The sequence below is a fragment of the Xanthomonas sp. WHRI 1810A genome (assembly GCF_040202885.1).
In the GTDB taxonomy this organism is placed as follows: domain Bacteria; phylum Pseudomonadota; class Gammaproteobacteria; order Pseudomonadales; family Pseudomonadaceae; genus Aquipseudomonas.
In genome coordinates this window covers 42163-57604 of record NZ_JBEGED010000026.1, presented here as the reverse complement: position 1 = coordinate 57604, position 15442 = coordinate 42163, and the positions used below count along the sequence as shown (strand labels likewise).

Sequence of the window (15442 nt, the reverse complement as noted above, 5' to 3'; positions counted from 1 at the left end):
TAGGTCATCGTCAAGATTAAATTCCGAAACCCCTCATCGCTTGCGCGGTGAGGGGTTTTGTTTTGGGCGATCGAAAACCGTAAGCACTCTACTCGAATCTATAGCCCTCCAAGCCGTCAAAACGCTTCAAACAGGACAAGGTGTCTAACAAGCCTGGCTGCGCACTGGTATGCGGTTGAGGAACAAGCCTTCCGCCATTATCCGAATTCAGTCTAATTCAATAATGCGCCTCTCTGGGCCTGCAGGACCGAAAACGCAAAGGGTAGACTCGGCCAGTCAGCTTTGCAGGCCGCTTGATACGCGTCCAATTGATTGGCCCATCAGTAATCTCGGCATTAATTGAGGTCAGGCGGTGGCATTGCTCATTCTATTAACAGTTCGTTGAATCCATAAGAATGCCGGTTATGATGCCCGCCTGGTCAGTAGGTAAAATTCAATGCATGCGTTGTTGAGAATTATTGAAGATGGGGAATTCCATTCTGGGCAGGCCCTAGGGACTGCGCTTGGCATCACCAGATCTGCGGTGTGGAAGCGGCTGCAGCATATGGAGAGTGAGCTCAACATCGAGATTCACAAGGTTCGAGGGCGTGGGTACCGCCTTGTCAGTCCTGTAAGTCTTTTGAGGGCGCAATATTTGGAAGCGGCCGTTCTGCCTTATGGATGGGCGGTTCGGGTCTATGACGCAATCGGTTCCACTAATGCGGAGGCGATGCGGCTTATAGCGGCAGGTCAAACCTTGCCGGTTCTAGTATTGTCGGAGCAGCAAACTGCTGGCCGCGGGAGGCGCGGCCGAAAATGGGTCAGTCCCTTTGCCGAAAACCTTTACTACAGCCTGGCTATACGAGTAAGTGGCGGGATGCGTCAGGTGGAAGGTTTAAGCCTCTCGGTGGGGCTGGCGGTTATTAAGACGCTAACGGAAGCGGGCATAGAGGGGGCAGGTCTGAAATGGCCTAACGATATTCTCGTTGGAAGCAGTAAGCTCGCCGGCATTCTGCTTGAGCTGATGGGGGACCCTGCCGATGTATGCCATGTGGTAATAGGCGTCGGGATTAACGTTAATATGCGCGCCACCGATGAGGTGGACCAGGCTTGGACATCAATGTATCTCGAGGCTGACCGGAAGATAGACCGCAACGGTTTGGTGTCACTTCTGAGTCAGAATCTAGCCGAATATCTTGAGGCTCATAGAGCGCATGGTTTTGTGGCATTTAAAGAGGAGTGGGAGCGGCGTCATTTATGGCAGGGAGCTGAAGTGATCCTGCTGGCCGGTTCCCAGGAGATTCAAGGTAGGGTCTTGGGTGTCGACGCTGCGGGAGGTCTTCGTCTAGATGTCGGTGGCATGGAGCAGGTGTTTCATGGCGGAGAGCTAAGCCTTAGGCGCCGTGATTAGCGGTTAATTCGCATCGTGCTCGAGGAAATAGTGCGAGGCCGCAACTCCGCCCTGGCTCGCAATGTCGCGGGTTCGTTTGGCGCCGCATTCGAAGCTTATCCAGTTGACTGTGCTTTGCATCTGGTTATGAGTTGAACCCTTACCGCCACATATCTAGATGCGAATGTCAGCTCCATCGTAAAAAGTTGAAGGCACTTGCTGCTCCAGTCTCCTTAAAATTGACGATGGATAAAAAGTAATAATCTCTTCTCAAGCCATTGCAACTATCGATCAGTTTGCATAGAATGGCGCCCGCTTCGCAGTGCGGCTCAATTTGAAAAGCTAGCGGAGTAGCAGTCAACGTTTGTAAGCTCAGGTTTTTTATGAGAAAAAGGTTGACAGAAGGGCAGCATGAGATGAGAATGCTGCCTCGCTTAGGAGGGGTTCCCGAGCGGCCAAAGGGATCAGACTGTAAATCTGACGTCTACGACTTCGAAGGTTCGAATCCTTCCCCCTCCACCAAATTTAAAGCGTAAGCGGTAAGCTTTGCGGGTGTAGTTTAGTGGTAGAACCTCAGCCTTCCAAGCTGATGATGCGGGTTCGATTCCCGCCACCCGCTCCAAGTTTGCCGATTGTGCGAGATGTATTGCTCTTGTAGCTCAGTTGGTAGAGCACACCCTTGGTAAGGGTGAGGTCAGCGGTTCAAATCCGCTCAAGAGCTCCATTACCAAGGCAGATATGCGAGTATCTGCCTTTGTTTTAAGCGCTAGGTTGCTGGCAGGGTTGTTCGCGTTGAGCGTGAGTCCTGCGTTAGTGGCTATCAAGCTGGCGCCTTTTTAGGCGTATGCGAATAGCGGTTGAAATCTTCTCGTTGGGTCACCATAATGGTCGGCCTGATTTTGCTTTTAGGTCAGTAGCTCAATTGGCAGAGCGACGGTCTCCAAAACCGTAGGTTGGGGGTTCGATTCCCTCCTGACCTGCCAGATTCACTCAATGTATCTGGCTTTCTTTTCACAGGATTTTAGTAGATGAATCCAAAGGCTGAAGCCCAAGACTCCCGATTTGATCTCCTTAAATGGCTTGTAGTCGTCGTTTTGGTGGTGGTGGGTGTCGTTGGAAATCAATACTACTCGGCACAGCCAATCCTGTATCGCGTGCTTGCACTGCTTGCCATTGCCGCTGTAGCTGCCTTTGTAGCTCTGCAGACAGGTAAGGGTAAGGCTTTTTTCGTGTTGGCCAAGGAAGCTAGAGCTGAGATTCGTAAAGTTGTATGGCCTACTCGCCAAGAAACTACGCAGACTACCCTGATTGTGGTAGCTGTGGTTCTCGTAATGGCGCTGCTGTTGTGGGGTTTAGATTCCCTGCTCGGCTGGCTCGTTTCCTTGATTGTCGGCTAAGGGTGTCCCGTGGCTAAGCGTTGGTACGTTGTTCATGCTTACTCGGGTTACGAGAAGCACGTTATGCGCTCGTTGGTCGAGCGTGTAAAGCTGGCTGGCATGGAAGATGGCTTCGGCGAAATTCTGGTTCCCACTGAAGAAGTGGTTGAAATGCGTAACGGCCAGAAACGCAAAAGTGAGCGTAAATTCTTTCCAGGCTACGTTCTGGTCCAGATGGACATGAACGAGGGTACTTGGCATTTGGTCAAGGACACTCCTCGTGTAATGGGTTTTATTGGCGGTACCGCAGACAAGCCTGCGCCCATCACGGATAAGGAAGCGGAAGCGATCTTGCGTCGCGTTGCTGACGGAAGTGATAAGCCGAAGCCTAAGACTCTGTTTGAGCCAGGTGAGGTTGTCCGCGTGACTGACGGTCCATTTGCGGATTTTAACGGTACTGTCGAAGAAGTTAATTACGAAAAAAGCCGGATCCAAGTGGCTGTGCTTATTTTCGGACGTTCCACTCCGGTGGAGCTAGAGTTCAGTCAGGTCGAAAAGGCATAACTGAACGAAAATCCCATACCCCGCAGCCCTGGGCTGTGGGGTTTTGTCGTCACTGGGATAAACGCGCAAGTAGCCGGGGAGCCTTTCGAGGCGTTTGAACCCGTAATTGGAGTGCCTCATGGCCAAGAAAATTACCGCTTACATCAAGCTTCAAGTAAAAGCCGCTCAGGCAAACCCGAGCCCGCCTGTCGGTCCTGCGTTGGGTCAGCACGGCGTAAACATCATGGAATTCTGTAAGGCCTTCAACGCCCGCACGCAGGGTATTGAACCAGGTCTGCCGACTCCAGTGATCATCACTGTCTACAGTGACCGCAGCTTCACGTTTGAAACCAAAAGCACCCCGGCTTCGGTTCTGCTGAAGAAGGCTGCTGGCTTGACTAGCGGTTCGGCACGTCCGAACACCGTTAAAGTCGGTACCGTCACTCGTGCTCAACTCGAAGACATCGCTAAGGCAAAAAATGCCGATCTGACTGCTGCAGATATGGACGCTGCTGTGCGCACTATCGCCGGTTCTGCTCGTAGCATGGGCCTCAACGTGGAGGGTGTGTAATGGCTAAGCTAACTAAGCGCCAAAAGGCAATTGCTGCCAAGATCGAACCAGGTAAGTCTTACAACTTCGTTGACGCGGCAGCTTTGCTGACCGAGCTGTCGACCGTCAAGTTCAGCGAGTCCATGGATATCGCTGTTAACCTTGGCGTAGATCCGCGTAAATCTGATCAGGTTGTTCGTAGCGCTACCGTGCTGCCGCACGGCACTGGTAAGACTGTCCGCGTCGCCGTGTTCACCCAGGGTCCAGCTGCAGAGGCTGCATTGGCTGCCGGCGCCGATCGCGTTGGTATGGATGATCTGGCTGCTGAGATGAAGGGTGGCGATTTGAACTACGACGTTGTCATCGCTTCTCCAGATGCAATGCGCGTTGTGGGCCAATTGGGTCAAATCCTGGGTCCTCGCGGCCTGATGCCTAACCCTAAAGTTGGCACTGTTACGCCAGACGTAGCGACTGCGGTTAAAAACGCCAAAGCTGGTCAGGTTCGGTATCGTACTGACAAGAACGGCATCATCCACACCTCCGTTGGTAAAGTCGGCTTTGATGCAGACAAACTGAAGGAAAACGTCGAAGCGCTGATCGCTGATTTGAAGCGTATCAAGCCTGCTTCCTCGAAAGGCATATACGTCAAGCGCGTTACCCTGAGCACTACAATGGGCCCGGGCCTGGTCATCGACCAGGGTTCGTTGGACGCGTAAGACCGGGATAGCACGGTAATCGTGCTATCCATAAATTGGGGTCCCTGCTTTGCGGGGGCTATCCAAGACCGTAGGCGGCGAAAGTCTTAAAACTCAAGCCTACGCAGATGGTGCTCCCGGTTCCTTACCGAATCAGACACCAAAACGACATCCGGCTTCGGTCGGATGAAACGGTAACAAGCAGGAGTTAAACCCGTGGCAATTAAACTCGAAGACAAGAAGGCCATCGTCGCTGAAGTCAACGAGGCTGCCAAAGTCGCTCTTTCCGCTGTTGTGGCTGACGCCCGCGGTGTGACAGTAGGCGCAATGACCGGACTCCGTAAAGAGGCTCGTGAAGCTGGCGTTTACGTACGTGTTGTACGTAACACCCTGCTTAAGCGTGCCGTTGCTGACACTCAATATAGTGTCCTCAACGATGCGTTCACCGGCCCTACCTTAATCGCTTTCTCCAATGAACATCCTGGCGCTGCTGCTCGTTTGTTCAAGGAATTTGCGAAAGGTCAGGACAAGTTCGAGATCAAGGCAGCTGCGTTCGAGGGCAAGTTCCTCGCGGCTAATCAGATCGACGTACTGGCAACTCTGCCGACCCGTGACGAAGCAATCTCCCAGCTGATGAGCGTGATTCAAGGCGCTACCAGCAAATTGGCTCGTACTCTGGCGGCAATTCGCGACCAAAAAGAAGCTGCTGCAGCCTAAGGCTCACCACTTCTATTCGCGTATTTTGGTTTATTTCGATGGTCGCATAGGCCGTCCCCAATTTAGGAATTAGATTCATGTCTATCTCTCAAGACGATATCCTCAACGCAGTAAGCGAGATGTCCGTACTGCAGGTTGTTGAGCTGATCAAAGCCTTCGAAGAAAAATTCGGCGTTACTGCTGCTGCAGCTTCGGCTGGTCCAGCTGCTGCCGCCGCTGTTGTAGAAGAGCAGACTGAATTCAACGTCATGCTGCTGGAAGCTGGCGAGAAGAAAGTCAACGTGATCAAGGCTGTACGTGAGCTGACTGGTCTGGGCTTGAAAGAAGCCAAGGCTGTAGTTGACGGCGCTCCAGGCATCGTTCTGGAAGCTGTTGCTAAAGACGCAGCTGACAAAGCCAAGGCTACCTTGGAAGAAGCAGGCGCTAAAGTCGAGCTGAAGTAAGCACCGACTTTGCGTCTCCAGCCCTCGCTTTTCGCGTAAGGCTGATGGCTGGTGGCTTCTGCCACCGGCCTTTTTCCGTTATTGGCGGCCGGCTGGGTCGGCGCTAATAGCGTGCTGTAACCACCGCGAATGGTGGCGCAAACCATGGGGTTTGCAAGATTTTCTGGCTGCTCCCGTCGGGAGGGGCCAAACAAGCAGGTGACCAAGCTGGGGAACGCTGATGGCTTACTCATATACTGAGAAAAAACGTATCCGCAAGGACTTTAGCAAGTTGCCGGACGTCATGGATGTGCCTTACCTCCTGGCCATCCAGCTGGATTCGTATCGTGAATTCTTGCAAGCGGGAGCGACTAAAGATCAGTTCCGCGACGTTGGCCTGCATGCGGCCTTCAAATCCGTTTTCCCGATCATCAGCTACTCCGGCAATGCTGCACTGGAGTATGTCGGATATCGTCTGGGCGAGCCGGCATTTGATGTCAAGGAATGCGTGCTGCGCGGCGTGACGTACGCAGTACCATTGCGGGTAAAAGTGCGTCTGATCATTTTCGACAAAGAATCGTCGAATAAAGCGATCAAGGATATCAAAGAGCAAGAAGTCTACATGGGTGAAATCCCATTGATGACTGAAAATGGTACCTTCGTTATCAACGGTACTGAGCGGGTTATCGTTTCTCAGTTGCACCGTTCCCCGGGCGTGTTCTTCGATCATGACCGCGGTAAGACCCATAGTTCCGGCAAGCTGCTGTACTCCGCTCGGATCATTCCGTACCGTGGTTCTTGGCTAGACTTCGAGTTTGATCCTAAGGACTGCGTATTCGTCCGGATCGACCGTCGTCGTAAGTTGCCTGCTTCAGTGCTTCTTCGTGCGCTGGGTTACACGACTGAACAAGTGCTGGATGCCTTCTATACCACCAACGTTTTCCATGTTCAGGGCGAAAATCTAAGCCTTGAGTTGGTGCCTCAGCGCCTGCGTGGTGAGATTGCCGTCCTTGATATCCTCGACGACAAAGGCAAGGTGATCGTTGAGCAGGGTCGTCGTATTACGGCTCGCCACATCAACCAGCTTGAAAAGGCCGGCATCAAGCAGCTGGAAGTGCCACTGGATTATGTCTTGGGTCGTACGACTGCCAAGGCCATCGTGCATCCGGCTACCGGTGAGATCATCGCTGAATGCAACACCGAACTGAACACCGAGATCCTGGCGAAGATCGCCAAGGCCCAGGTCGTCCGTATCGAAACGTTGTACACCAACGACATCGATTGCGGTCCGTTCATTTCCGACACCTTGAAGATTGATTCGACCGGCAACCAGCTGGAAGCTTTGGTAGAAATCTATCGGATGATGCGTCCTGGCGAGCCCCCAACCAAGGATGCGGCAGAAACCTTGTTCAACAATCTGTTCTTCAGTCCTGAGCGCTATGATTTATCTGCGGTCGGCCGGATGAAGTTCAACCGTCGTATCGGCCGTACCGAAATCGAAGGTTCCGGTGTGCTGTGCAAAGAAGATATCGTTGCGGTCCTCAAGACCCTGGTCGATATCCGCAACGGTAAAGGCATCGTTGATGACATCGACCACCTCGGTAACCGTCGTGTTCGCTGCGTAGGCGAAATGGCTGAGAACCAGTTCCGCGTCGGCCTGGTGCGTGTAGAGCGCGCTGTGAAGGAACGCCTGTCCATGGCGGAAAGTGAAGGCCTGATGCCTCAGGACCTCATCAACGCCAAGCCGGTTGCAGCTGCTGTCAAAGAATTCTTTGGCTCTAGCCAGTTGTCGCAGTTTATGGACCAGAACAACCCTCTGTCCGAGATCACGCATAAGCGTCGTGTTTCCGCGCTCGGCCCTGGTGGTCTGACTCGTGAGCGTGCAGGCTTTGAAGTTCGTGACGTGCACCCCACGCACTACGGTCGTGTTTGCCCAATCGAAACGCCAGAAGGTCCGAACATTGGTCTGATCAACTCTTTGGCTGCTTATGCTCGTACCAATCAGTACGGATTCCTCGAAAGTCCGTACCGCGTGGTTAAAGACGCATTGGTAACTGACGAGATCGTGTTCCTCTCGGCCATCGAAGAAGCGGATCACGTCATCGCCCAGGCATCTGCGGCCATGAACGACAAGAAGCAGCTGATCGATGAACTGGTTGCTGTTCGTCACCTCAACGAATTCACGGTGAAGGCACCGGAAGACGTTACGTTGATGGATGTTTCGCCGAAGCAGGTTGTTTCGGTGGCCGCGTCGTTGATCCCGTTCCTCGAGCACGACGACGCCAACCGTGCGTTGATGGGTTCGAACATGCAGCGCCAAGCTGTACCTACCTTGCGCGCAGACAAGCCGCTGGTCGGGACAGGCATGGAGCGCAACGTTGCCCGTGACTCTGGTGTTTGTGTAGTAGCGCGTCGCGGTGGTGTGATTGACTCGGTTGATGCGAGCCGGATCGTTGTCCGTGTTGCTGATGACGAAGTCGAAACTGGCGAAGCTGGTGTCGACATCTACAACCTGACCAAATACACCCGTTCCAACCAGAACACCTGTATCAACCAGCGTCCTCTGGTAAGCAAGGGTGATCGCGTTCAGCGCAGTGACATCATGGCCGACGGTCCGTCCACTGATATGGGTGAGTTGGCGTTGGGTCAGAACATGCGCATCGCATTCATGGCATGGAACGGCTTCAACTTCGAAGACTCCATCTGCTTGTCTGAGCGTGTAGTCCAGGAAGATCGGTTCACCACGATCCACATTCAGGAGCTGACTTGTGTCGCTCGTGATACCAAGCTTGGGCCTGAAGAGATCACAGCTGACATCCCTAACGTAGGTGAGGCTGCGCTCAACAAGCTGGATGAAGCCGGTATCGTTTATGTAGGTGCTGAAGTCGGCGCCGGCGACATTTTGGTAGGTAAAGTTACTCCGAAAGGTGAGACTCAGCTGACTCCAGAAGAGAAGCTGTTGCGTGCAATCTTTGGTGAGAAAGCCAGTGACGTTAAAGATACTTCCCTACGTGTGCCAACAGGCACTAAGGGTACGGTCATTGACGTGCAGGTCTTCACGCGTGACGGTGTCGAGCGTGACGCCCGTGCCTTGTCTATCGAGAAGACTCAGCTGGATGAGATTCGCAAGGACCTGAACGAAGAGTTCCGTATTGTTGAAGGTGCAACTTTCGAGCGACTGCGCTCGGCCTTGGTGGGTCGTACAGCCGAGGGCGGAGCTGGCCTGAAGAAAGGTCAGGAAATCACCGACGAAGTGCTTGATGGTCTTGAGCATGGCCAGTGGTTCAAGCTGCGCATGGTCGAAGACGCTCTGAACGAGCAGCTCGAAAAAGCCCAAGCTTACATCGTCGATCGCCGTCGTCTTCTGGATGACAAATTCGAAGATAAGAAACGCAAGCTTCAACAGGGCGATGACCTGGCACCTGGCGTTCTGAAAATCGTTAAGGTCTATCTCGCCATCCGTCGCCGTATTCAGCCTGGCGACAAAATGGCTGGGCGTCACGGTAACAAGGGTGTGGTTTCCGTGATAATGCCGGTTGAAGACATGCCGCACGATGCTAATGGCACGCCGGTTGATATCGTCCTCAACCCGTTGGGTGTACCTTCACGTATGAACGTCGGTCAGATCCTCGAAACCCACCTGGGCCTTGCAGCCAAAGGTTTGGGTGAGAAGATCAACCGAATGATCGAGGAGCAGCGCAAAGTTGCTGACCTTCGTAAGTTCCTGAACGAGATTTACAACGAAATCGGCGGTCGCCAGGAAAGCCTGGAAGACTTGTCCGACCAGGAAATTCTGGATCTTGCGAAGAACCTGCGTGGCGGCGTTCCCATGGCTACCCCGGTATTCGACGGCGCCAAGGAAAGCGAAATCAAGGCCATGCTTAAACTGGCAGATATGCCAGAAAGCGGCCAAATGCAGCTCTTCGACGGCCGTACGGGCAACAAATTTGAGCGTCCGGTTACCGTTGGCTACATGTACATGCTGAAGCTGAATCACTTGGTGGACGACAAGATGCACGCGCGTTCCACTGGTTCGTACAGCCTGGTTACTCAGCAGCCGCTGGGTGGTAAGGCGCAGTTCGGTGGTCAGCGTTTCGGTGAGATGGAGGTCTGGGCGCTGGAAGCATATGGCGCGGCATATACGCTGCAAGAAATGCTCACAGTCAAGTCGGACGATGTGAACGGTCGTACCAAGATGTATAAAAACATCGTGGACGGTGATCACCGTATGGAGCCGGGCATGCCCGAGTCCTTCAACGTATTGATCAAAGAAATCCGTTCGCTCGGTATCGATATCGATCTGGAAACCGAATAACACGTGACGTGAATCGAGGGTGGGTCTGCACGACTGCCCTCTGCTCCGCCAGGAGGAAAGGCCTTGAAAGACCTACTGAATTTGCTGAAAAACCAGGGTCAAGTCGAAGAGTTCGACGCCATCCGTATTGGGTTGGCATCGCCTGAGATGATCCGTTCGTGGTCGTTCGGTGAAGTTAAAAAACCGGAAACCATCAACTACCGTACGTTCAAGCCTGAGCGTGATGGCCTGTTCTGCGCCAAAATCTTTGGCCCGGTCAAGGATTACGAGTGCCTGTGCGGTAAGTACAAGCGCCTGAAACACCGTGGTGTGATTTGCGAAAAGTGTGGTGTTGAAGTCGCACTCGCCAAGGTTCGTCGTGAGCGTATGGCTCACATCGAGCTGGCGTCGCCGGTCGCCCACATCTGGTTCCTGAAATCGCTGCCGTCCCGTATCGGCCTGCTGATGGACATGACTCTGCGTGATATCGAACGAGTTCTCTATTTCGAGAGCTACGTCGTTATCGATCCGGGCATGACTACCCTTGAAAAGGGCCAACTGCTCAACGACGAGCAATACTTTGAGGCCCTGGAAGAGTTCGGCGATGACTTTGACGCCAGAATGGGCGCCGAGGCCGTGCGCGAGCTATTGCACGCTATCGATCTTGAGCATGAGATTGGCCGTCTGCGCGAAGAGATCCCGCAAACCAACTCTGAAACCAAGATCAAGAAGCTGTCCAAGCGTCTGAAGCTGATGGAAGCGTTCCAGGGTTCGGGCAACCTTCCTGAGTGGATGGTGTTGACTGTTCTGCCGGTACTGCCGCCAGACTTGCGTCCACTTGTCCCTCTGGATGGTGGTCGTTTCGCGACTTCCGACCTCAACGATTTGTATCGTCGAGTGATCAACCGTAACAACCGTTTGAAGCGCCTGCTGGATCTGTCGGCCCCTGACATCATTGTGCGTAACGAAAAGCGCATGCTTCAGGAAGCAGTCGATGCACTCCTCGACAACGGACGTCGCGGTCGCGCAATCACCGGTTCAAACAAGCGCCCCCTGAAATCTTTGGCTGACATGATCAAGGGTAAGCAGGGACGCTTCCGCCAGAACTTGCTCGGTAAGCGCGTTGACTACTCCGGCCGTTCCGTTATTACCGTAGGCCCGACGCTGCGTCTGCATCAGTGCGGTCTGCCTAAAAAGATGGCGCTTGAGCTTTTCAAGCCTTTCATTTTCGGCAAGCTGGAGATGCGTGGTCTTGCGACAACCATCAAGGCTGCCAAGAAGATGGTTGAGCGCGAGCTTCCAGAGGTTTGGGACGTTCTCGCTGAAGTGATCCGCGAGCACCCGGTCCTCCTTAACCGGGCACCGACCCTTCACCGTCTTGGTATCCAGGCATTTGAACCGGTTCTGATCGAAGGTAAAGCTATCCAGCTTCACCCGCTGGTCTGTGCTGCGTACAACGCTGACTTCGACGGCGACCAGATGGCCGTTCACGTTCCGTTGACGTTGGAAGCCCAGCTGGAAGCGCGTGCGCTGATGATGTCGACCAACAACATTCTGTCGCCAGCGAACGGTGAGCCAATCATCGTTCCGTCGCAGGACGTTGTACTGGGCCTCTATTACATGACTCGTGAAGCGATCAACGCCAAGGGCGAAGGTCGTGTGTTCGCGGACCTGCAGGAAGTTGACCGTGTATTCCGCGCCGGTGAAGCCGCGCTGCATGCCAAGGTTAAAGTGCGGATCAACGAAACGGTCAACGACCGTGACGGTGGCAGCGTGAGCGGCACCCGTATTGTCGACACTACTGTCGGCCGCGCGCTGCTGTATCAGGTTGTGCCGAAGGGGCTGTCGTACGATGTGGTCAACCAGCCTATGAAGAAAAAGGCGATCTCCAAGCTGATCAACCAGTGCTACCGCGTGGTTGGCTTGAAAGAGACCGTTATTTTCGCTGACCAGTTGATGTACACCGGTTTTGCCTACTCGACTATTTCGGGTGTTTCCATTGGCGTTAACGACTTCGTTATTCCTGATGAAAAAGCTCGCATTATCGACGCCGCTACCGACGAAGTTAAAGAGATCGAAAGTCAGTATGCCTCGGGCCTGGTTACCCAGGGCGAGAAGTACAATAAGGTAATCGACCTCTGGTCCAAGGCTAACGACGAAGTCTCGAAAGCGATGATGTCGAACCTTTCCAAAGAACGTGTTATCGACCGTCACGGCGTCGAAGTTGATCAAGAGTCTTTCAACTCGATGTACATGATGGCTGACTCCGGCGCACGGGGTTCGGCAGCTCAGATTCGTCAGCTGGCCGGTATGCGTGGTCTGATGGCAAAGCCAGATGGCTCGATCATTGAGACGCCTATCACCGCCAACTTCCGTGAAGGCTTGAGCGTACTTCAGTACTTCATCTCCACTCACGGTGCTCGTAAAGGTCTGGCGGATACGGCCTTGAAAACCGCTAACTCCGGTTATTTGACGCGTCGTCTGGTAGACGTGGCTCAGGATCTGGTGGTTACCGAGGTTGACTGCGGTACCGAGCACGGCTTGGTCATGACGCCGCACATTGAAGGCGGCGACGTAGTTGAACCGCTGGGTGAGCGCGTGCTGGGTCGGGTTATTGCCCGTGACGTGTTCAAGCCGGGTACCGATGAAGTCATCGTCCCTGCTGGCTCGTTGATCGACGAAAAGTGGGTTGAGTTCATCGAGCTGAACAGCATCGACGAAGTCATCGTCCGGTCGCCAATCAGTTGTGAAACACGTTATGGCATCTGTGCCAAGTGCTACGGTCGTGACCTGGCTCGCGGCCATCAGGTGAACATCGGTGAGGCTGTTGGCGTAATTGCCGCGCAGTCTATCGGTGAGCCTGGTACTCAGTTGACTATGCGTACGTTCCACATCGGTGGTGCGGCAAGCCGGACATCCGCTGCCGATAGCGTTCAGGTTAAAAACGGCGGTATCGTTCGCCTACATAACCTGAAGCACGTTGAGCGCCTTGATGGTCACTTGGTAGCTGTATCCCGCTCAGGCGAACTGGCCATTGCGGACGAGTTCGGTCGTGAGCGTGAACGCTACAAGTTGCCGTACGGTGCCGTGATTCTGGTGAAGGAAGGCGACAAGGTTGACGCTGGCTCTATCGTAGCCAAGTGGGATCCACACACTCACCCTATCGTTACTGAAATGAAAGGTACCGTGACCTACGTGGGCATGGAAGAAGGCATTACGATCAAGCGTCAGACCGATGAACTCACCGGTTTGACCAACATCGAAGTGCTGGACGCCAAAGATCGCCCTGCAGCAGGTAAAGATATTCGTCCTGCGGTGAAGATGGTTGGCATCGATGGTAAAGATCTACTGCTGCCGGGTACTGATGTACCTGCTCAGTACTTCCTGCCAGCGAATGCTCTGGTAGGTGTAGCGGATGGTGTGCAGGTTGGTGTCGGTGACGTCATTGCCCGTATCCCGCAGGAAACATCCAAGACCCGTGACATCACAGGTGGTCTGCCACGAGTTGCCGACTTGTTCGAGGCGCGTCGTCCGAAAGAAGCCTCGATCCTGGCTGAAGTCAGCGGCACCATCGCGTTCGGTAAAGAGACCAAGGGCAAACGCCGTCTGGTCATCACGCCGAACGACGGTAGCGATCCGTACGAGGAGTTGATTCCGAAGTGGCGCCACCTGAACGTCTTCGAAGGCGAGCAAGTGAGCCGCGGCGAAGTGATCTCTGACGGTCCTAGCGATCCGCACGACATCCTGCGCCTGTTGGGTGTTAGTGCTTTGGCTAAGTACATCGTGAATGAGATTCAGGATGTTTACCGCTTGCAGGGTGTGAAGATCAACGATAAGCACATTGAGACGATTCTTCGTCAGATGTTGCGCAAGGTCGAGATCGCTGAGTCGGGTGATTCAACCTTCATCAAGGGCGACCAGATGGAGTTGACTCACGTCTTGGTAGAGAACGAGCGCCTGGCTGCAGACGAGAAGTTTGTGTCAAAGTTCACTCGCGTGTTGCTGGGCATCACCAAAGCGTCGTTGTCGACAGAATCGTTCATTTCCGCAGCGTCGTTCCAAGAGACGACTCGCGTATTGACCGAGGCAGCGGTAACCGGCAAGCGCGATTACTTGCGCGGCCTGAAGGAGAACGTAGTTGTAGGTCGTCTGATTCCGGCCGGTACCGGTTTGGCCTATCACAGCGAGCGTAAGCGTCGTCGTGAAGTAGACAAGCCGTTGCGTGTCAGTGCGAGCGAAGTGGAAGCGGCTTTGACTGAGGCGTTGAACTCCAGTAGTAATTGAGCGTAATGCCCCGATTCTCCATTGCCCGATAACGGCGTTGTTTGCGGTCATCGGGATGAATGTGAAGGTCGGGGCTTTGCCTTGACTGGGGACGGGATCCTCTTTAGACTCTTGTACCCCTAAATTGGCGGGACGCATGTCCTGCCATTTGCTTTTCTTGTAAGACAATAGCGTCGCAAGACAACAGTGGAGCTAGTAGATGGCAACTATCAACCAGCTGGTACGTCAGCCGCGTAAGCGTATCGTCGAGAAATCCGACGTGCCGGCGCTGCAGAACTGCCCGCAACGACGTGGCGTATGCACTCGCGTGTACACGACTACGCCGAAAAAACCTAACTCGGCACTGCGTAAAGTATGCCGGGTGCGCTTGACCAACGGTTTCGAGGTTTCCTCATACATCGGTGGTGAAGGGCACAACCTGCAAGAGCACAGCGTCGTTTTGATTCGTGGCGGCCGTGTAAAAGACTTGCCAGGTGTTCGTTATCACACCGTTCGCGGCTCCTTGGATACCTCCGGCGTCAAAGGTCGTAACCAGGGTCGTTCGAAGTACGGTACCAAGAAGCCTAAGTAGTAGTGGCTTTTTGTAGAAACTGATGTTTAATTTTTTCTGAGTCGATAAGAGTAAGGTCGGAGGCGCCCCGTAACGGGCTCTATTTCCGAGCGAACCTGAAGACCGTTTGAGGGCTTATCCATGCCAAGAAGACGCGTAGCAGCCAAGCGCGAAGTGCTTGACGATCCAAAATACGGCAGCCAGATTCTGGCCAAGTTCATGAACCACGTTATGGAAAGCGGTAAGAAAGCCGTTGCCGAGCGTATCGTTTATGGCGCGCTGGAGAAGGTTAAAGAGCGTAAGAACAGCGATCCCCTGGAAATCTTCGAGAAAGCTCTCGACGCCATCGCTCCGCTGGTCGAAGTGAAGTCGCGCCGTGTAGGCGGTGCTACTTACCAGGTTCCGGTCGAAGTTCGTCCGTCCCGTCGTAATGCTCTGGCAATGCGTTGGCTGGTAGACTTCGCGCGCAAGCGCGGTGAGAAGTCTATGGCTCTGCGTTTGGCTGGCGAACTGTTGGACGCCGCCGAAGGTAAAGGTGCTGCCGTTAAGAAGCGTGAAGACGTGCACCGTATGGCTGAAGCCAACAAGGCTTTCTCGCACTATCGCTTCTAATTTCAGCGTCACTAATTTTGCGAGGGCTTT

Annotated in this window: 11 protein-coding genes and 4 tRNA genes; all 15 read left to right on the top strand. The window is 53.8% G+C overall.

Features of this window, described 5'->3' with window-relative positions; all coding sequences use genetic code 11:
- Positions 1-436: 436 nt before the first annotated feature.
- Positions 437-1390 carry a bifunctional biotin--[acetyl-CoA-carboxylase] ligase/biotin operon repressor BirA gene (gene birA / locus ABQX22_RS25335; protein WP_349802605.1) on the top strand — a complete coding sequence of 318 codons (954 nt, stop codon included), beginning with the start codon at positions 437-439 and terminating at the stop codon, positions 1388-1390.
- 416 nt (positions 1391-1806) lie between these two features.
- Positions 1807-1891, top strand: a tRNA-Tyr gene (locus ABQX22_RS25330).
- A 26-nt stretch (positions 1892-1917) separates the two neighbouring features.
- Positions 1918-1991: transfer RNA gene (locus tag ABQX22_RS25325), tRNA-Gly, on the top strand.
- Between the two features lie 26 nt (positions 1992-2017).
- Positions 2018-2093, top strand: a tRNA-Thr gene (locus tag ABQX22_RS25320).
- Between the two features lie 183 nt (positions 2094-2276).
- Positions 2277-2352, top strand: a tRNA-Trp gene (locus ABQX22_RS25315).
- A 45-nt stretch (positions 2353-2397) separates the two neighbouring features.
- A complete protein-coding gene (secE, locus tag ABQX22_RS25310; protein WP_349802604.1) occupies positions 2398-2766 on the top strand; it encodes a preprotein translocase subunit SecE in 369 nt (122 codons plus the stop codon).
- A gap of 9 nt (positions 2767-2775) precedes the next feature.
- Positions 2776-3309 carry a transcription termination/antitermination protein NusG gene (gene nusG / locus ABQX22_RS25305; RefSeq protein WP_003317113.1) on the top strand — a complete coding sequence of 178 codons (534 nt, stop codon included), beginning with the start codon at positions 2776-2778 and terminating at the stop codon, positions 3307-3309.
- Positions 3310-3427: 118 nt separating this feature from the next.
- On the top strand, positions 3428-3859 hold the full coding sequence (gene rplK, locus ABQX22_RS25300) for a 50S ribosomal protein L11 (RefSeq protein WP_065833634.1): 432 nt from the start codon (positions 3428-3430) through the stop codon (positions 3857-3859).
- Entirely contained in the window at positions 3859-4554 is a 696-nt protein-coding gene (gene rplA, locus ABQX22_RS25295) for a 50S ribosomal protein L1 (protein WP_349802603.1), read from the top strand. Before rplK ends, rplA begins: the two co-directional genes overlap by 1 nt.
- 195 nt (positions 4555-4749) lie before the next feature.
- Positions 4750-5250 carry a 50S ribosomal protein L10 gene (gene rplJ, locus ABQX22_RS25290; protein WP_349802602.1) on the top strand — a complete coding sequence of 167 codons (501 nt, stop codon included), beginning with the start codon at positions 4750-4752 and terminating at the stop codon, positions 5248-5250.
- Positions 5251-5327: 77 nt separating this feature from the next.
- The gene (rplL, locus tag ABQX22_RS25285; protein WP_268798246.1) at positions 5328-5693 is read left to right on the top strand and encodes a 50S ribosomal protein L7/L12; all 366 of its coding nucleotides are present in this window, start codon (positions 5328-5330) and stop codon (positions 5691-5693) included.
- A 217-nt stretch (positions 5694-5910) separates the two neighbouring features.
- On the top strand, positions 5911-9987 hold the full coding sequence (gene rpoB / locus ABQX22_RS25280) for a DNA-directed RNA polymerase subunit beta (RefSeq protein ID WP_441005328.1): 4077 nt from the start codon (positions 5911-5913) through the stop codon (positions 9985-9987).
- A gap of 63 nt (positions 9988-10050) precedes the next feature.
- Positions 10051-14250 (top strand): DNA-directed RNA polymerase subunit beta', encoded by a 4200-nt coding sequence (gene rpoC / locus ABQX22_RS25275; RefSeq protein ID WP_349802600.1) that lies wholly within the window; start codon positions 10051-10053, stop codon positions 14248-14250.
- 199 nt (positions 14251-14449) lie between these two features.
- Positions 14450-14821 carry a 30S ribosomal protein S12 gene (gene rpsL / locus ABQX22_RS25270; RefSeq protein WP_002555494.1) on the top strand — a complete coding sequence of 124 codons (372 nt, stop codon included), beginning with the start codon at positions 14450-14452 and terminating at the stop codon, positions 14819-14821.
- A 120-nt stretch (positions 14822-14941) separates the two neighbouring features.
- A complete protein-coding gene (gene rpsG, locus ABQX22_RS25265) occupies positions 14942-15412 on the top strand; it encodes a 30S ribosomal protein S7 (RefSeq protein ID WP_002555493.1) in 471 nt (156 codons plus the stop codon).
- Positions 15413-15442 lie beyond the last annotated feature (30 nt).

Excerpts from the sequence above, each read along its gene's own strand:
- birA (WP_349802605.1), top strand. The coding sequence starts at position 437 with ATGCATGCGTTGTTGAGAATTATTGAAGATGGGGAATTCCATTCTGGG.
- secE (WP_349802604.1), top strand. The coding sequence starts at position 2,398 with ATGAATCCAAAGGCTGAAGCCCAAGACTCCCGATTTGATCTCCTTAAA.
- rplK (WP_065833634.1), top strand. The coding sequence starts at position 3,428 with ATGGCCAAGAAAATTACCGCTTACATCAAGCTTCAAGTAAAAGCCGCT.
- rplA (WP_349802603.1), top strand. The coding sequence starts at position 3,859 with ATGGCTAAGCTAACTAAGCGCCAAAAGGCAATTGCTGCCAAGATCGAA.
- rplL (WP_268798246.1), top strand. The coding sequence starts at position 5,328 with ATGTCTATCTCTCAAGACGATATCCTCAACGCAGTAAGCGAGATGTCC.
- rpsL (WP_002555494.1), top strand. The coding sequence starts at position 14,450 with ATGGCAACTATCAACCAGCTGGTACGTCAGCCGCGTAAGCGTATCGTC.
- rpsG (WP_002555493.1), top strand. The coding sequence starts at position 14,942 with ATGCCAAGAAGACGCGTAGCAGCCAAGCGCGAAGTGCTTGACGATCCA.